This is a genomic window from Citrobacter sp. Cf118 (assembly GCF_030334095.1).
GTDB lineage: Bacteria > Pseudomonadota > Gammaproteobacteria > Enterobacterales > Enterobacteriaceae > Citrobacter > Citrobacter freundii.
Genome location: NZ_JAOWES010000056.1, coordinates 200,366 through 217,224, shown reverse-complemented (window position 1 = coordinate 217,224; position 16,859 = coordinate 200,366). Strand labels below are relative to the sequence as shown.

Annotated in this window: 15 protein-coding genes; 7 read left to right on the top strand and 8 right to left on the bottom strand. The window is 52.1% G+C overall.

The window, feature by feature from the left end; all coding sequences use genetic code 11:
• Positions 1 to 25: 25 nt before the first annotated feature.
• Entirely contained in the window at positions 26 to 736 is a 711-nt protein-coding gene (locus tag OGX67_RS03090) for a DUF3053 domain-containing protein (protein ID WP_003024276.1), read from the bottom strand.
• A gap of 380 nt (positions 737 to 1,116) precedes the next feature.
• Here OGX67_RS03090 and OGX67_RS03085 point away from each other — a divergent pair, with 380 nt between their 5' ends.
• The 3 genes from OGX67_RS03085 (at position 1,117) to cueP (ending at position 2,626) form a co-directional block, all read left to right on the top strand.
• Entirely contained in the window at positions 1,117 to 1,407 is a 291-nt protein-coding gene (locus OGX67_RS03085; RefSeq protein WP_003024273.1) for an HTH-type transcriptional regulator, read from the top strand.
• Between the two features lie 279 nt (positions 1,408 to 1,686).
• Entirely contained in the window at positions 1,687 to 1,899 is a 213-nt protein-coding gene (gene cspE / locus OGX67_RS03080) for a transcription antiterminator/RNA stability regulator CspE (RefSeq protein ID WP_000014594.1), read from the top strand.
• Positions 1,900 to 2,086: 187 nt separating this feature from the next.
• Positions 2,087 to 2,626, top strand: a complete 540-nt coding sequence (gene cueP, locus OGX67_RS03075) for a copper-binding periplasmic metallochaperone CueP (protein ID WP_003024269.1) — start codon at positions 2,087 to 2,089, stop codon at positions 2,624 to 2,626.
• 113 nt (positions 2,627 to 2,739) lie between these two features.
• Here the strand turns inward: cueP and glyS are convergent, their stop codons facing one another.
• The 3 genes from glyS to OGX67_RS03060 all read right to left on the bottom strand — a co-directional run bounded on the left by glyS (position 2,740) and on the right by OGX67_RS03060 (position 6,134).
• Entirely contained in the window at positions 2,740 to 4,809 is a 2,070-nt protein-coding gene (gene glyS / locus OGX67_RS03070; protein ID WP_003837705.1) for a glycine--tRNA ligase subunit beta, read from the bottom strand.
• A 9-nt stretch (positions 4,810 to 4,818) separates the two neighbouring features.
• Positions 4,819 to 5,730 carry a glycine--tRNA ligase subunit alpha gene (gene glyQ, locus OGX67_RS03065; RefSeq protein ID WP_001168551.1) on the bottom strand — a complete coding sequence of 304 codons (912 nt, stop codon included), beginning with the start codon at positions 5,728 to 5,730 and terminating at the stop codon, positions 4,819 to 4,821.
• 95 nt (positions 5,731 to 5,825) lie between these two features.
• Positions 5,826 to 6,134 (bottom strand): YsaB family lipoprotein, encoded by a 309-nt coding sequence (locus tag OGX67_RS03060; protein WP_003024259.1) that lies wholly within the window; start codon positions 6,132 to 6,134, stop codon positions 5,826 to 5,828.
• 172 nt (positions 6,135 to 6,306) lie between these two features.
• Between OGX67_RS03060 and OGX67_RS03055 the strand changes: the two genes are divergently transcribed.
• Positions 6,307 to 7,302, top strand: a complete 996-nt coding sequence (locus tag OGX67_RS03055; RefSeq protein ID WP_003024258.1) for an acyltransferase — start codon at positions 6,307 to 6,309, stop codon at positions 7,300 to 7,302.
• Here the strand turns inward: OGX67_RS03055 and yiaB are convergent.
• The 3 genes from yiaB to xylA form a co-directional block, all read right to left on the bottom strand.
• Complete coding sequence (gene yiaB / locus OGX67_RS03050) at positions 7,299 to 7,652, bottom strand: inner membrane protein YiaB (protein ID WP_257651335.1); 354 nt, start codon at positions 7,650 to 7,652, stop codon at positions 7,299 to 7,301. The two genes, OGX67_RS03055 and yiaB, sit on opposite strands and share 4 nt — an antisense overlap.
• A 167-nt stretch (positions 7,653 to 7,819) precedes the next feature.
• Complete coding sequence (gene xylB, locus OGX67_RS03045) at positions 7,820 to 9,274, bottom strand: xylulokinase (RefSeq protein ID WP_268045686.1); 1,455 nt, start codon at positions 9,272 to 9,274, stop codon at positions 7,820 to 7,822.
• Positions 9,275 to 9,345: 71 nt separating this feature from the next.
• Entirely contained in the window at positions 9,346 to 10,668 is a 1,323-nt protein-coding gene (gene xylA / locus OGX67_RS03040) for a xylose isomerase (protein ID WP_003024252.1), read from the bottom strand.
• A 361-nt stretch (positions 10,669 to 11,029) separates the two neighbouring features.
• Here xylA and xylR point away from each other — a divergent pair, with 361 nt between their 5' ends.
• Positions 11,030 to 12,208 carry a D-xylose utilization transcriptional activator XylR gene (xylR, locus tag OGX67_RS03035; RefSeq protein WP_003024250.1) on the top strand — a complete coding sequence of 393 codons (1,179 nt, stop codon included), beginning with the start codon at positions 11,030 to 11,032 and terminating at the stop codon, positions 12,206 to 12,208.
• 44 nt (positions 12,209 to 12,252) lie between these two features.
• On the opposite strand, the gene OGX67_RS03030 is transcribed toward xylR, so the two are convergent.
• The gene (locus OGX67_RS03030) at positions 12,253 to 13,077 is read right to left on the bottom strand and encodes a protein bax (RefSeq protein ID WP_003024247.1); all 825 of its coding nucleotides are present in this window, start codon (positions 13,075 to 13,077) and stop codon (positions 12,253 to 12,255) included.
• Between the two features lie 316 nt (positions 13,078 to 13,393).
• Here OGX67_RS03030 and malS point away from each other — a divergent pair, with 316 nt between their 5' ends.
• Together malS and avtA are read left to right on the top strand one after the other, a co-directional pair.
• The gene (malS, locus tag OGX67_RS03025; protein ID WP_204583186.1) at positions 13,394 to 15,424 is read left to right on the top strand and encodes an alpha-amylase; all 2,031 of its coding nucleotides are present in this window, start codon (positions 13,394 to 13,396) and stop codon (positions 15,422 to 15,424) included.
• A 176-nt stretch (positions 15,425 to 15,600) separates the two neighbouring features.
• Positions 15,601 to 16,851, top strand: a complete 1,251-nt coding sequence (gene avtA / locus OGX67_RS03020) for a valine--pyruvate transaminase (protein WP_003844572.1) — start codon at positions 15,601 to 15,603, stop codon at positions 16,849 to 16,851.
• The last annotated feature ends 8 nt before the right edge of the window (positions 16,852 to 16,859 follow it).

Genomic DNA, 16,859 nt, shown 5'->3' with positions numbered 1-16,859 from the left:
CCCTTCATATCTTACAGCGGCTTAATTACTGAGCGGCATTCACCGCAGCAGTCCAGGCCTGGTTAAATGCTTGATGTTGAGCAGCCAACGGGCCAATCAGCGTGTTGTACTGACTTGCCTGCTGTGACGTTGGGAACTGGATACCGTTGGCGACAAAGCTCACCTGCGTATCCTGCTGCGCCACAAAATCACCAACCTGCACTAACTGCTGCGTGAAGATTTGCGCTGCAGGGATCAGCGGCTGTAACGCCTCTGCAGGTACAGTAACGACTTTATTGTAAACCTGGTCAAAGACCGGCTTCAGATCTTCGCCCTGCTTCAGCGCGCCATGCGCAGCATCTGCCTGTAGTTTCGCATTCTGCAACTGTTGCCCTAATACACCTAGCGCACCATTTGCCTGACGCAGCGGCTCACGCTGAGTCACATAATCCTGAGGAACACGAATCGCATTTACGCTATCAACCACCGGACGCAGACCGGAGTCCATCGCCTGATTAACCTGCTGCGAATAGCCATACAGAATCGCGTAATCGGACACAAACGGGCCAAACTGTTTTTTCTGATCGGCGGTCAGCGTTGGTAAACGTTCTCCGCTACGCATTGCAGTATTCTGCAGAAAATCGATAAACGCTTTACGTTGATCGCCTTCTTTATCAAAACACCCACTCAGGCCAACTACCATTAAGAGCGCCAAAACAGGCGCAAACCAGCGAGAGCAGGACTTACCTGTCGCCATTTTAATACTCCTTTCACCCAAAAATGCGCACAACGACACCCGCGTGCCTGACGTTAACAAGGATAGTCCAGGTCAGCCCCGCAAGATACCCTTTCCGCATAATCTTGTGGGGGAAAATAACCGTTCCCACCACCGTTCGTTTTGCTAAACAATGCTGCATTTACTACTCGGCGTCATATTTTAGTCATCTTTACAATCGGAATCGATCGGTCGGAGATCCCGACCTTTATCAGTTCGTTAGCCAGCAACAGATTGTCACCTGCGATCTGCTGAAACGAATCCATCTCTCAAACCCCGAATCCGACTTCATTTTTTGCGACTACTCTTAATGAGCTTCGAGAAAATTCACGATCCCGCTGTGTGATTTATAGGAGTTCTCAATGGAATACAAAGATCCTATGTTTGAACTGCTAAGCAGTCTGGAGCAGATTGTTTTTAAAGATGTATCGCAGACGGTCACTCTGACGCAAAAAACCAACCCTTTCACCGAATTTGAACAGTTACGACGAGGGACGGGTTTAAAAACAGATGATTTTGCCCGAGTAATGGGCGTGACAGTCGCGATGGTTCATGAATGGGAGTCTAAACGCGTAAAGCCTTCCACTACCGAATTGAAGTTAATGCGCCTGATCCAGGCAGATCCAAGATTAAGTAAGCAACTGATGGATTGAACTATTTTTCAATTTTGCTTAAGAACGGTCCTGTAACGGGGCCGTTCCCTTACGAAGGTTATCCACAAAAAAGAAAATAGTAGTTGCATCCACATGCGTAAAATGAGTTAATGCCCTCAACGGTTTGACGTACAGACCATTACAGCAGTTAGTAAGGCAAGTCCCTTCAAGAGTTATCGTTGATACCCTTCGTAGTGAGCATTTCCTTTACTGTTAAAAAATCTGTAAAGCACGCCATATCGCCGAAAGGCACACTTATTTTTTAAAAGGTAATACACTATGTCCGGTAAAATGACTGGTATCGTAAAATGGTTCAACGCTGACAAAGGTTTCGGTTTCATCACTCCTGACGATGGCTCTAAAGACGTGTTCGTACACTTCTCTGCTATCCAGAACGATGGCTACAAATCTCTGGACGAAGGTCAGAAAGTTTCCTTCACCATCGAAAGCGGCGCTAAAGGCCCGGCAGCTGGCAACGTAACCAGCCTGTAAGCTTAAAAAGCTCAAGATTCTGAATCCCTGCCAAACGGCGGGGATTTTTTTTATCTGTACTTCTTAAAACGCCTCGCCCACACGCGTCTTTGCATTACTTTACCCGCCGCCCCTTTGACCTTTCCCTAAGGGCAAGCTTTATAGTGAGCCAGTCTGTATTCCACAACGTTCACAAGGAATTGAAGCTATGTCGAAATCCTCATTACTGCTGGTTTTAGGTTTACTCACCACCGGTAGCGCGTTCGCCGCAACCCCTGAAGCCACTTTTTTGGCGGAACACGGGCTCAGCGGAAAATCCGTCGAGCAAATCGTCGAGGCCATTGACCAGTCTCCACAGAGCCGCCCACTGCCCTACTCGGCATCCGTCACCAGCACTGAACTGAAGCTCTCTTCAGGCGATCAGATCTATACCCTGCCGCTCGGTGACAAGTTCTATCTGTCATTTGCCCCTTATGAATGGCAAACACATCCTTGCTTCAACCACAGCCTTTCCGGTTGCCAGGGCGAAATGCCGGAGAAGACATTCAATGTCAAAGTGACGGATAACAAGGGTGATGTAGTGCTACAAAAAGAGATGAAGAGCGGTCGAAATGGCTTCGTCGGGGTTTGGCTACCGCGCAATATGGCAGGCACCATCGCAGTAAGCTACAACGGCAAAAAAGCGGAGTATCCCATTAAGACCATGGAAGACAGCCAGACCTGTCTGACTAAATTACAGCTGCGCTAACAACATAAAAAAATGCCGGATGGCGCAATGCTTATCCGGCCTACTGGTGTTTATCTCGTAGGCCGGATAAGGCGAAGCCGCCATCCGGCATTTTCTAAGTCAGCTCAGGACCGTTACTGCAGCAGCGAAATATCCGCCACGCGCAGGAACAGTTCGCGCAGTTTTTCGAGCATGGAGAGACGGTTGATACGCAGATCTTTATCTTCTACGTTGACCATCACTTTCTCGAAGAACGCATCAACTGGCTCACGCAGTTCCGCTAACTCAACCAGCGCTTCCTGGTAATGGCCAGCGGCGAAAACTGGCTCCAGCTTATCGCGCAGCACCACAACCTGCATCGCCAGCGCAATTTCTTCCGGCTCTTTCAGCGTTGCCGCATTCACACGGTCATTCAGCGTTTCTTCAGACTTCGCCAGGATGTTCGATACACGTTTGTTCGCGGCAGCCAGCGCGGACGCGGCCTCCAGTGTACGGAAGTGCGAAACCGCCTTCATACGTGCGTCGAAATCAGCCGGACGAGTCGGACGACGCGCCAGCACGGCCTGAATGGTATCGACGGTATAACCTTCGTCCTGATACCAGGCGCGGAAGCGACCAAGCATAAAGTCGATAACGTCATCCACCACGTTGGCGTTGGTCAGCTTGTCGCCATACAGACGAACAGCCTCTTCCGTCAGCGTTTGCAGATCCAGATTCAGGTTCTTCTCAACGATGATACGCAGCACGCCCAGAGCAGCACGACGCAGCGCAAACGGGTCTTTGTCGCCTTTCGGATGCTGACCAATACCGAAGATACCCGCCAGGGTGTCCATCTTGTCAGCAATCGCCACGGCACAAGCCACCGGGTTAGACGGCAGGTCATCACCGGCAAAACGCGGCTGATACTGCTCGTTCAGCGCCACAGCGACATCTTCCGCTTCGCCATCGTGACGCGCGTAGTGCATTCCCATCACGCCCTGGGTGTCGGTGAACTCGAAGACCATGTTGGTCATCAGATCGCACTTGGACAGCAGGCCAGCACGCGTTGCGTGGTTAACGTCAGCGCCAATTTGACCAGCAATCCAGCCCGCCAGCGCCTGGATACGGTCAGTCTTGTCGCGCAGCGTACCCAGTTGCTGTTGGAACAGCACGGTTTGCAGACGCGGCAGATGGTCTTCAAGGCGTTTTTTACGGTCGGTATTGAAGAAGAACTCAGCATCCGCAAGACGCGGACGAACGACTTTCTCGTTACCGGAGATAATCTGGGTCGGATCTTTCGATTCGATGTTGGCAACGAAGATAAAGTTCGGCAGCAATTTGCCGTCGTTCGCATAAACCGGGAAGTACTTCTGGTCACCTTTCATGGTGTGTACCAGCGCTTCAGACGGAACAGCGAGGAATTTCTCTTCGAATTTCGCGGTAAGCACTACCGGCCATTCTACCAGCGAGGTGACTTCTTCCAGCAGGCTTTCGCTCAAGTCAGCGTTACCGCCAATCTTACGGGCCGCTTCTTCAGCATCGGCTTTGATTTTCGCTTTACGCTCAGCGTAATCCGCAATGACTTTGCCGCGCTCACGCAGGATTTCCGGATACTGATCGGCAGAATCGATAGTGAATTCCGGCTCGCCCATAAAGCGGTGTCCACGGATCACGCGATCGGACTGAATGCCCAGAATCGTTGCCGGAATAACTTTGTCGCCCAGCAGCAGAGTCACGGTGTGAACCGGACGCACGAAGTGAACGTCAGACGCGCCCCAGCGCATCAGTTTCGGGATCGGCAGCTTCGCCAGCGAAGTGGCAATCATGTTTGGCAGCAGCGTTTCAGCGCTTTCGCCTTTCACATGCGCGCGATACAGCAGCCATTCGCCTTTGTCGGTAGTCAGACGCTCAGCCTGATCAACCGTGATGCCGCAGCCACGTGCCCAACCTTCTGCCGCTTTGCTCGGTTTGCCTTCAGCGTCAAACGCCTGGGCAATGGCCGGACCGCGTTTTTCAACTTCACGATCGGGTTGAGATTCCGCCAGATTCGCGACTTTCAGCGCCAGGCGACGCGGTGCAGCAAACCACTCAACGTTGCCGTGCGCGATGCCAGCGTTGTCCAGCTCCGCGGTAAAGTTTGCAGCAAAGGACTCAGCCAGGCTGCGCAGTGCTTTTGGTGGCAGCTCTTCAGTGCCGATTTCCACCAGAAAAGTTTTCTCAGACATGGCCGCCTCTTATTTGTCTTTGTTGCACATCGGGAAGCCAAGGGCTTCACGGGAAGCGTAGTAAGCTTCTGCCACTGCTTTGGTCAGGGTGCGAATGCGCAGGATATAGCGCTGACGCTCGGTGACGGAGATGGCTTTACGCGCATCCAGCAGGTTGAAGCTATGGGCGGCTTTCAGAATACGTTCATACGCAGGCAGCGGCAGCGGATTTTCCAGCGCCAGCAGCTGCTGCGCTTCTTTCTCGTACTGCTCGAAGCAGGTGAACAGGAAGTCCACGTCGGCGTATTCGAAGTTGTAGGTGGATTGCTCCACTTCGTTCTGATGGAACACGTCACCGTAAGTGGTTTTACCCAGCGGGCCGTCACTCCAGACCAGGTCGTAAACGCTGTCTACGCCCTGAATGTACATGGCCAGACGTTCCAGACCGTAGGTAATTTCCCCGGTTACTGGTTTACATTCCAGACCACCAACCTGCTGGAAGTAGGTGAACTGAGTTACTTCCATGCCGTTCAGCCACACTTCCCAACCCAGACCCCAGGCACCCAGCGTCGGGTTTTCCCAGTTATCTTCCACGAAACGAATATCGTGAATGGTCGGGTCCATACCCAGCTCTTTCAGAGAACCCAGGTACAGCTCCTGAATGTTGTCCGGTGACGGCTTAATCACTACCTGGAACTGATAGTAGTGCTGTAAGCGGTTCGGGTTTTCGCCATAGCGGCCATCGGTCGGACGACGGGAAGGCTGCACATAAGCAGTCGCCATCGGTTCCGGCCCCAGCGCACGCAGGCAGGTCATTGGGTGAGATGTTCCCGCGCCGACTTCCATGTCCAATGGTTGAACAATGGTGCAGCCCTGGCGAGCCCAGTAATCCTGTAAGGTCAGGATCAAGCCCTGGAAGGTCCTGGTATCAAACTTTTGCATATTATTTCGTGCTGGATACGTGTGGATTTAAAGGAAGCGATCAGTATACCCGCTGGCTGCAAGATATACAGTACGAAACGGGAAAAAGGGGGAACTTAGCGCATGGAAAGGTGCAAAAACTGCCCATCTGCATCAAAAGAACAGACAAAACTCTCTTTACGGAAGGTAGAACCACGCATCTCATAGCTGCCCTGGAATTGCTCCAGGCCGGAGATATCAATTTTCTGCGCGCCAGTGTTGTAGCGTTGCGCCGCCTCATTTTTGCACAATGACTCCATATCCAGCGAACGTGTGGCACTGACCTTAACCTTTTGCGCTTTCTGCGCGGGTGCAGACGGTTGTGTGTCAGCGCACGCTACCAGCAAAAGGGTAGCGATTGTGGGAAAGAAATACTTCATCATCATTTTATTACCGCCTGGTTTGCTGGTCAGTCTTATTATTAGTGTCTGGAAACAGATCCTATTTTGAGAATCTCATCAGACCATCTCAAGCTTTAGCGTAAGAACTCGGATTATTCCAGTGAGCTACGTTCGCAAAATATCGGTCAGACTTTTTTTAATGGACACAGAGGAACTGATGCAGCCCAAAATTTTCTGGATTGATAACCTGCGCGGGATAGCCTGTTTAATGGTCGTGATGATCCACACCACGACCTGGTACATCACCAATGCGCAAAGCGTCAGCCCGTTGAATTGGGATCTGGCTAACGTGCTCAATTCAGCCTCTCGCGTCAGCGTCCCGCTGTTCTTTATGATTTCGGGTTATCTGTTTTTTGGCGAGCGTAGCGCCAAACCGCGCCATTTCCTGCGCATCACGCTCTGCATTCTGTTTTACAGCAGCGTGGCGCTGGCCTATATCCTGCTGTTTACCTCGATCAACGCTGAGCTGTCGCTGAAGAACCTGCTGCAAAAGCCGGTGTTCTATCATCTGTGGTTTTTCTTCGCGATCGCCGTCATCTACCTGGTTTCTCCGCTGATACAGGTGAAAAATATCAGCGGCAAGATGCTGCTGGCGTTGATGGTGGTGATAGGCGTGATTGCCAATCCCAATACCGTCTCGCAAAAAATTGGCGGTTTTGAATGGCTACCCATTAACCTGTACATCAGCGGCGACACCTTCTATTACATCCTGTACGGCATGCTGGGCCGGGCGATTGGCATGATGGATACGCAAAAGCGCGCGCTCAGCTGGCTCTGTGCGGCGTTATTCATTACCGCAGTATTTATTATTTCTCGTGGCACATTGCATGAACTGCGCTGGCGAGGCAATTTTGCCGACACCTGGTACCTCTACTGCGGCCCTGCGGTATTTATTTGCGCCGTCTCACTCCTGACGCTGGTCAAAAATACGCTCAGCACACGTACTCTGCCGCTACTGGGCCTTATTTCTCGCCATTCATTGGGCATTTATGGTTTTCATGCGCTGATCATTCACGCACTACGAACCAACGGAATTGAACTCAAAAACTGGCCACCGCTGGATATGCTGTGGATTTTCAGCGCCACGCTGGCAGGCAGTTTACTGTTGTCCATACTGTTGCAGCGCATCGATACGCGCAGGCTGGTGAGTTAATCCCCCATATTTTGCAGACGTAGCAACAAAACTTGCCCCAGTAAACATACGATGAATGCCACCGGATACAGCCCTTTTTCGAGGGGCGATAACGGGGCGTTCCAGACGCCCACCAGCAGCAACCCTATCGTGATGAGTGTGACCATTTGACATACAGAGGCGAAGCGATCGTCGCTCTGATCGAGATTTTCAGCACGCTGATAAACATATGTCACAAACATTCCCGTCATCAGCACGCCGAAAAAATAGCCTTTGCCACTCAATAACGGGCATGCCCGCCATAAGCCAATACTGTAAGTCAGTATGCCTGAGAGAAATAACATCCATGGCAACAGCCTTGTCGTCTTCATTGGGATCTCCTTATCCATCATGGATACAATATGAATAACCCGCTAAAGACAACACAGAAAAATGGCACTACGCCGGACTTTCAGAATAAATCCATGCGTACTAACTATTTATTGGATTGAAATATACATTTGATAAATCCCCTCTGTTTACCAGAGGGGAACGAGGATCAGGACATCAGCGGTTGCAACTGCTGGTAGATTCGGCGGAAGGTTTCCCGACGTTGTTGGTAAAGCGCGTGGCGACCGGCGTCAGGATAATGCGCTTGTTCCAGCGTAAGCTGAGGCAGAAGGTCTGATAAAGGCCGCTGCGGATTCATGGCAATTTGCGCCAGTCGCGCCGCACCAAGTGCAGGGCCGACATCACCGCCGGTACGATAATCCAGCTGCAATCCGCTGATGTCAGATAGCATCTGACGCCAGTATTCACTGCGCGCCCCGCCGCCAATCAACGTAATGCTGGCGGGCTGCACGCCGCAGGCATGTACCACGTCCATACCGTCAGCCAGTGCAAACCCCACACCTTCCAGCACCGCCTGCGCCAGTTCTGCCGGACCATGCTGATGCGTCAGACCGAAAAATACGCCCTTGGCCTGCGGATTGTTATGCGGCGTACGTTCACCGGAAAGATAAGGTAAAAACCAGACCGTCTCCGCGAGTTCATCAGCCTGTTGCGCAGCGTCAATCAATGCAGGAACGCTCGCCAGTCCGGTTAATTTTGCCGCCCAGTCCAGACACGATGCCGCACTTAACATCACAGACATCAGATGCCATCGCTCAGGCAAAGCATGGCAAAAACTGTGAACCGCACTTTCCGGTTTGCTAAGGAAACCATCACTCACCGCAAAATAGACACCGGACGTCCCCAGCGAAAGCATCGCCTGACCGGCATTCATCATGCCTACGCCAACCGCCCCCGCCGCGTTATCACCACCTCCGGCAACAACCGCAATCTCCTGCATTCCCCAGGCTTTAGCGACGTCTGGCAACAAGGTTCCGGTAATCTCGCTGCCTTCATAGAGCGCAGGCATATGTGCGCGAGTCAGTTTACAGGCAGTCAGCATGACATCGCTCCAGTCACGCTTCGCGACATCCAGCCACATTGTCCCTGCCGCATCAGACATATCGCTGGCAAAATCACCGGTCATGCGCAAACGCAGGTAATCTTTCGGCAGCAGGACTTTATCAATCTGGTTGAAAATCTCCGGCTCGTGGCGTTGCACCCACAGCAGTTTTGGCGCGGTAAAGCCAGGCATCATCAGGTTGCCGGTGATCGCACGAGACTGCGGAACCTGATTCTCCAGCATCACGCACTCTTCACCACAGCGACCATCGTTCCACAGAATAGCCGGACGCAATACCTTCTGTTGCTCATCCAGTAGCGTCGCGCCGTGCATCTGCCCGGCAATCCCCAACGCTTTCACCTCGCGAAGCGAATGCTGCTGGCCCAATGCTTTCACAGCCCGATCCGTTGCCGACCACCACTGCTCAGGGTCTTGTTCAGACCATAACGGATGCGGGCGCGAGACGGTGAGTTTCTCCGTGTGCGAAGCGACCACATCCCCCTGCTCGTTGAGCAGGATGGCCTTTACGCCTGATGTGCCAAGATCTATCCCGATATACATAAGGCATCGTTCCTTAAAGAAAGGCCCGGTAGCGCGAGCTGACCGGGCTTACGGACGTTCTCAGAAACCCGTTATTTGTCGAACAAATAATGGTTCACCAGATTTTCCAGCAATTCCTGATGACCGCTCTGGTGCACCGGCGCCAGGTTATGTTGTTCAGCGTACTGCGCAATTTCCGTCAGCGTCATCTGCCCTTTCAGAATTTGCTGGCCCAGCTCACCATTCCAACCGGCATAACGTTTTGCCACGCGCTGATCCAGACCACCGTCTTCAATCATACGGGCCGCAATTTTCAACGACAGTGCCATGGTATCCATCGCGCCAATATGACCATAGAACAGATCATATTTATCGGTACTCTGACGACGCACCTTGGCATCGAAGTTCAGGCCACCAGTGGTGAAACCGCCCGCCTTCAGGATTTCGTACATCACCAGCGCGTTCTCTTCTACGCTGTTCGGGAACTGATCCGTGTCCCAGCCCAGTTGCGCGTCACCACGGTTGGCATCGACAGAGCCAAACAGACCCAGCGCGATAGCGGTGGCGATTTCGTGATGGAACGAGTGGCCAGCCAGCGTGGCATGGTTAGCTTCAATATTCAGTTTGATCTCTTTTTCCAGACCGAACTGCTTGAGGAAGCCGTAGACGGTCGCCGCATCGTAGTCGTACTGGTGCTTGGTCGGTTCCTGCGGTTTCGGCTCGATAAGCAAAGTGCCCTGGAAACCGGTTTTGTGTTTGTGTTCCACCACCAACTGCATGAAGCGACCAATTTGCTCACGTTCCTGACGCAGATCGGTATTCAGCAGCGTCTCATAGCCTTCACGACCACCCCACAGAACGTAGTTTTCACCGCCTAACTTGTGCGTGGCATCCATGGCCGTAACCACCTGCGTGGCGGCCCAGCTGAACACTTCTGGATCCGGGTTTGTTGCCGCACCCGCGCCGTAGCGTGGGTTGGTAAAGCAGTTTGCTGTTCCCCACAGCAGCTTCACGCCGCTCTGTTCCTGTTTTGCCGCCAGCACATCAACCATCTGCGCAAAGTTGTTTTTGTACTCTTTCAGTGAAGCCCCTTCAGGCGAGACATCCACATCATGGAAGCAGTAGTAAGGCACGTTCAGCTTGTGGAAGAACTCAAATGCCACGTCCGCTTTGCGTTTCGCCAGCGCCAGTGCTTCACCAGGCTGCTGCCACGGACGATCGAAAGCGCCCATACCGAACATATCCGCACCGTTCCAGCAGAAGGTATGCCAGTAGCAGGCAGCAAAACGCAGATGATCTTCCATACGTTTGCCCAACACGATTTCGTCAGGATTGTAATGGCGAAATGCGAGCGGGTTGGTGGATTGAGTACCTTCAAAACGAACACGATCAAGTTGGTCAAAATAAGCCGGCATAATAAGCTCCATAATCAGGTAATACGGTAAGTAAACTGCGATATGGCTATACTGGAATTTCCTGATTTATTGCTCAATTACGTTATTTCACACCGCTATTAAGAGAATACCCAAACGTGCGCTGGCTCCCAAAAAAACGCGCTGAAAAACGAAATAAAAAAGCGATCGCGATCGAAGGTTAGCCATTAAACAAAAAACCGTAATGCGCAGATGAAAAATGACAATTGTCATCCCGCTGACAGTATGTAAATTTTGCCTGGCCTCAGGCAATCAGGAAATTTGTCACGCTTCATCAAGCAGTCGTACCGGCGGTTTTGCTAGTATCGACAGGCCCACGTTAACCTTTCCAGGACAGGTTCTTATGTTTGATAAACGTCACCGCATCACTCTGTTATTCAATGCCAATAAAGCCTATGACCGTCAGGTGGTAGAAGGAGTGGGTGAATATTTACAGGCATCGCAATCCGAGTGGGATATATTCATTGAGGAAGATTTCCGCGCCCGTATCGATAATATTAAAGACTGGTTAGGCGATGGCGTTATTGCCGATTATGACGATGATGACATTGCGCAATTACTTGCCGATGTCGATGTTCCGATCATCGGCGTTGGGGGTTCCTACCATCGGGAGCAAGATTATCCCCCGGTACATTACATTGCTACCGACAACCACGCGCTGGTAGAAAGCGCTTTTCTGCATCTGAAAGAGAAAGGGGTTAACCGTTTTGCGTTTTACGGCCTGCCTTCCTCAAGCGGTAAACGCTGGGCCGCAGAACGTGAATATGCCTTTTGCCAGTTGGTGGCTAAAGAAAAGTACCGCGGCGTCGTCTACCAGGGGCTGGAAACTGCGCCGGAAAACTGGCAGCACGCGCAAAATCGTCTGGCAGACTGGCTACAAACGTTGCCGCCGCAAACCGGCATTATCGCGGTCACCGACGCGCGGGCACGACACGTCCTGCAAGTCTGCGAGCACCTACATATCCCGGTACCGGAAAAGCTATGCGTGATAGGAATAGATAACGAAGAACTGACTCGTTACTTATCACGGGTAGCGCTGTCATCCGTAGCTCAGGGAGCCCGGCAGATGGGCTACCAGGCCGCAAAACTCCTGCACCGCTTGCTGGCGAATGAGGCGCTGCCGCTGCAACGCATTCTGGTTCCTCCGGTGCGCGTGGTTGAGCGGCGCTCAACCGATTACCGCTCCTTGACCGATCCTGCCGTCATTCAGGCGATGCACTTTATCCGCAATCATGCCTGCAAAGGGATTAAGGTTGAGCAAGTTCTTGATTCAGTAGGGATTTCACGTTCAAATCTGGAGAAGCGTTTTAAAGAAGAGGTCGGAGAGACTATCCACGCCGTGATTCATGCCGAAAAGCTGGAAAAAGCGCGCAGTCTGTTGATTTCTACCACGCTTTCAATCAACGAAATTTCACAGATGTGTGGCTATCCGTCTCTGCAGTATTTCTATTCGGTCTTCAAGAAAGAGTACGACACGACGCCAAAAGAGTATCGCGATGTGAACAGCGAAGTGTTGCTGTGAGGATTATTGCCGGATACGGCGAAGCCGCCATCCGGCACACAGAATTACATATGCGCGGCGATTAAACGCTGGTTATCCTGATACATTGCGAACAGATAGTTGTTGTAGCTCTGTCCTTTAGTGGAATAACCCTTCAGCTTATGGATCATCGCGGTAGCGGTGACTTCCTGATCGGCTTTACGCAACTGCGCACGTGATTTACGGAAAGAAGAGTAAGCCGGGTGCGTGTTCAGGTTGATGACGTAAGCATTCACCGACTCTTTCACCGATTCAAACTGTGAGTAGCCTTTCACCTTACCTGGGGCATTGTTACAGCGACCTTTGCCACATTTCATGCCAAACAGGTTGTTATTGCTACGCGCCAGCTTCGACGTACCCCAGCCGCTTTCGGCCGCAGCCATGGTTGCCACCATACTGGTCGGGATAATGTCTACGCGCTCAAGCAGCGTATTCCACGGAATTTTACGCGTGTTGCCAGACCAGCTCACCTTGTAGCGCTTCGCGATGTCTTTCATACGCGTACGCTCAGTCGGTGACCAGCGGTTCTGGTACTGTTTTGAAATCAGCCAGTTACGGTCCGCAGTAATGGCAGCATTTTGACTGGTAATATAAGGCATAACCGTCCGGAGAAACGCTTTTTTCCTTGGTGTTCCGGAAGGGTATTTTCGCAAATCAGGAAGTGAACTACTCTTTGCACTATTGCGAGAATACTCTTGTTTACTGCTAACCTGTTTATTACTTGCCTTGGTTATCTGAGGCTTGTGACTCGTTGTCGCCGTGTGTGTCTTTGCCAGCACCTCACCCGAAAATGCAACGGTGAGTAACATAAGAATCATTGCCCCATATCGTCGAATGGGAGTCAATATCATTAGGTCTCCTGGTCGGATTTATACATTCCAACACCTTATATTTTTCACAAAAATGAGAGATGAATCTCAAATCATATCAAAAATAGCCGTCAAGAGCACCCAAAGGAATAGTCCAATTCTGAAACTATGTCACGCATTAACGGTTCAGGGTGCCATTAATTCGAAGAAAATGTGGAGGTTATCGCAAAATAAGTTCATTTTTTGAACGCGATCGCTCACCCTCACTTCTCCTCCTGGCGGAATCGACTCAAAGGATGAGTTTCCAGCCTGATTTCACTGGCAAACTGGCGAAAACAGCAGCACCAAGGACAGCATTATGAAACTTGCCGCCGTTGCGCTGGCGCTCATGCCCGGCATTGCCATCGCCTCATCATGGACTTCTCAGGGATTCCCCAACTTCGAAGCGGAAGGTACGGGTAAATTCGTCAGCCATGCAGCGTTGACGAAGGGTACTCGTCCTTTAATCCTAAATTTTGACCAACAGTGCTGGCAGCCTGCTGATGTGATAAAACTCAACCAGATGCTATCGCTAAAACCGTGTGAAGGCGCGCCGCCGCAGTGGCGTTTATTCAAAGACGGCGATTACACGCTGGAAGTCGATACCCGCTCCGGAACGCCAACGTTGATGCTCTCGGTAAAAAGCGCCGCAGACCCTGTCACGACCCAGATTCGCCAGTGCCCGAAATGGGATGGTTCGCCGTTAACACTGGATGTGAGCCAGACCTTTCCGGAAGGTGCCGTGGTGCGCGATTACTACAGCAAACAAACGGCAACGGTAAAGAATGGGTCGATTACCCTACAACCTGCCGCAGCCAGTAACGGGCTGTTGCTGCTGGAGCGGGCAGAAACCGATGCCCCGGCTGCTTTCGACTGGCATAACGCTACGGTGTATTTCGTTCTGACGGATCGCTTTGTAAATGGTGACCCAGGCAACGACCACAGCTACGGACGTCGCAACGACGGCATGCAGGAAATTGGCACTTTCCACGGTGGCGATTTGCGCGGACTCACCAGTAAACTCGACTACCTGCAACAGTTGGGCGTCAACGCCTTGTGGATCAGCGCACCGTTTGAGCAAATTCACGGTTGGGTCGGCGGTGGCACCAAAGGCGATTTCCCCCACTACGCTTATCACGGCTATTACACTCAGGACTGGACCACGCTCGATGCGAATATGGGTAATGAAGCTGACCTGCGTGCCCTGGTTGAGGGTGCGCACCAGCGCGGCATTCGTATCCTGTTCGATGTCGTCATGAATCATACCGGCTACGCCACGCTGGCGGATATGCAGGAGTATCAGTTTGGAGCGCTGTACTTGTCGGGCGATGAACTGAAAAACACGCTCGGTGAACGCTGGACGGACTGGAAGCCAGCCGCCGGGCAAAACTGGCACAGCTTTAATGATTACATCAACTTCAGCGATAAAACAGGTTGGGAAAAATGGTGGGGGAAAAACTGGATCCGTACCGATATTGGCGATTACGACAATCCTGGCTTTGACGACCTGACCATGTCACTGGCCTTCCTGCCCGATCTGAAAACCGAATCCACCACACCTTCCGGGCTGCCAAACTTTTATCAGCACAAACCAGATACGCACGCTAAAGCTATTGCCGGTTACACGCCCCGCGATTATCTGACGCACTGGCTCAGCCAGTGGGTGCGTGATTACGGGATTGACGGCTTTCGGGTTGATACCGCCAAACACGTCGAGCTTCCCGCCTGGCAGCAATTAAAAACACAGGCCAGCGCAGCGCTGGCTGAGTGGAAGAAAGCCAACCCGGATAAAGCGCTGGATGATAAATCTTTCTGGATGACCGGCGAGGCCTGGGGTCACGGCGTGATGCAAAGCGACTATTACCGTCACGGCTTTGATGCGATGATCAATTTCGACTATCAGGAGCAGGCGGCAAAGGCCGTCGATTGTCTGGCAAATATGGATGTCACCTGGCAACAAATGGCTGAAAAATTGCAGGATTTCAACGTCCTGAGCTATCTCTCCTCGCACGATACGCGTCTGTTTCGCGAAGGTGGAGACAAAGCCGCCGAGCTATTGTTGCTGGCGCCTGGCGCGGTACAACTCTTTTACGGCGACGAGTCGGCCCGACCCTTTGGACCAACAGGCTCAGACCCATTGCAGGGCACGCGCTCAGAAATGAACTGGCAGGATGTGAGCGGGAAATCTGCCGCCAGCGTCGCACACTGGCAGCGCATCAGTCAGTTCCGAGCCAGACATCCCGCCATCGGCACCGGTAAACAGACTACGCTTACCCTGAAGCAGGGATACGGATTTATCCGCGAGCATGACGACGATAAGGTGATGGTGGTGTGGGCCGGCCAGCCCTGATCCCAACAGGCTTCCCGCTGTGCATACGGCGGGAATCCCAACACAAAATAAAAAACCAGCCAGGCAAACATCTGCAGCACAAAACATCAATCCGGTCCGCTTCCCCTGATTTGCACCCTGCCATGGGTAGCGCTATGGTTAGCCACTTTACTACTCAGTTCGACAGACCCCCTGCTATGACATTCTCACTTTTTGGCGACAAATTTACCCGCCATTCAGGCATCACCCGCCTGATGGAGGACCTCAACGACGGTTTACGCACCCCAGGTGCCATCATGCTCGGCGGTGGTAATCCGGCGCAAATTCCAGAGATGCAAAATTACTTCCAGTCTCTGCTGACAGATATGCTGGCAAACGGCAAAGCCACTGATGCGCTTTGCAATTATGACGGTCCGCAAGGGAAAACCGAGCTCCTGTCTGAGTTGGCGAAACTGCTACGTGAGAAGCAGGGTTGGGATATCGAGCCACAAAATATTGCACTGACAAATGGCAGTCAGAGCGCGTTTTTCTACTTATTCAATCTGTTCGCCGGACGCCGCGCTGACGGAACAACGCAAAAAGTGTTATTCCCATTAGCCCCGGAATACATTGGCTATGCCGATTCCGGGCTAGAAGAAGATCTTTTCGTCTCCGCGCGTCCGAACATCGAACTGTTACCGGAAGGCCAGTTTAAGTATCACGTTGATTTTGAACACCTGCACATCGGTGAAGAGACGGGGATGATCTGCGTGTCACGCCCGACTAACCCGACAGGCAACGTGATCACAGACGACGAGCTGATGAAGCTGGACCGGCTGGCCAACCTGCATGGGATCCCGCTGGTGATTGATAACGCCTATGGCGTACCATTCCCTGGCATCATCTTTAGCGAAGCGCGTCCGCTGTGGAACCCCAACATTGTGCTGTGCATGAGCCTTTCCAAGCTGGGCCTGCCAGGTTCCCGCTGCGGCATCATTATCGCCAATGAAAAAATCATCACTGCGATTACCAATATGAACGGCATCATCAGCCTTGCTCCTGGCGGGATGGGACCGGCGATGATGTGCGAGATGATTAAACGTAACGATCTACTGCGCCTGTCCGAAACGGTAATTAAACCGTTTTACTATCAGCGCGTTCAGGAGACGATTGCGATTATTCGCCGCTACTTATCAGAAGATCGCTGCCTTATCCATAAACCAGAGGGCGCGATTTTTCTTTGGCTGTGGTTCAAAGATTTGCCCATTACTACTGAACTGCTGTATCAGCGCCTGAAAGCGCGCGGCGTACTGATGGTTCCCGGTGACTACTTCTTCCCGGGGCTGGATAAACCCTGGCCACATACCCATCAGTGCATGCGGATGAACTACGTGCCAGAACCAGAGAAAATCGAAGCTGGTGTGAAGATTCTGGCTGAAGAGATCGAACGCGCCTGGCTGGAAGGCTAACGCAAACC

Excerpts from the sequence above, each read along its gene's own strand:
- glyS (WP_003837705.1), bottom strand. The coding sequence starts at position 4,809 with ATGTCTGAGAAAACTTTTCTGGTGGAAATCGGCACTGAAGAGCTGCCA.
- OGX67_RS03030 (WP_003024247.1), bottom strand. The coding sequence starts at position 13,077 with ATGATATTGACTCCCATTCGACGATATGGGGCAATGATTCTTATGTTA.
- avtA (WP_003844572.1), top strand. The coding sequence starts at position 15,601 with ATGACATTCTCACTTTTTGGCGACAAATTTACCCGCCATTCAGGCATC.
- glyQ (WP_001168551.1), bottom strand. The coding sequence starts at position 5,730 with ATGCAAAAGTTTGATACCAGGACCTTCCAGGGCTTGATCCTGACCTTA.
- OGX67_RS03085 (WP_003024273.1), top strand. The coding sequence starts at position 1,117 with ATGGAATACAAAGATCCTATGTTTGAACTGCTAAGCAGTCTGGAGCAG.
- OGX67_RS03055 (WP_003024258.1), top strand. The coding sequence starts at position 6,307 with ATGCAGCCCAAAATTTTCTGGATTGATAACCTGCGCGGGATAGCCTGT.
- cspE (WP_000014594.1), top strand. The coding sequence starts at position 1,687 with ATGTCCGGTAAAATGACTGGTATCGTAAAATGGTTCAACGCTGACAAA.
- xylR (WP_003024250.1), top strand. The coding sequence starts at position 11,030 with ATGTTTGATAAACGTCACCGCATCACTCTGTTATTCAATGCCAATAAA.
- xylA (WP_003024252.1), bottom strand. The coding sequence starts at position 10,668 with ATGCCGGCTTATTTTGACCAACTTGATCGTGTTCGTTTTGAAGGTACT.
- xylB (WP_268045686.1), bottom strand. The coding sequence starts at position 9,274 with ATGTATATCGGGATAGATCTTGGCACATCAGGCGTAAAGGCCATCCTG.
- OGX67_RS03060 (WP_003024259.1), bottom strand. The coding sequence starts at position 6,134 with ATGATGATGAAGTATTTCTTTCCCACAATCGCTACCCTTTTGCTGGTA.
- yiaB (WP_257651335.1), bottom strand. The coding sequence starts at position 7,652 with ATGAAGACGACAAGGCTGTTGCCATGGATGTTATTTCTCTCAGGCATA.
- malS (WP_204583186.1), top strand. The coding sequence starts at position 13,394 with ATGAAACTTGCCGCCGTTGCGCTGGCGCTCATGCCCGGCATTGCCATC.
- cueP (WP_003024269.1), top strand. The coding sequence starts at position 2,087 with ATGTCGAAATCCTCATTACTGCTGGTTTTAGGTTTACTCACCACCGGT.
- OGX67_RS03090 (WP_003024276.1), bottom strand. The coding sequence starts at position 736 with ATGGCGACAGGTAAGTCCTGCTCTCGCTGGTTTGCGCCTGTTTTGGCG.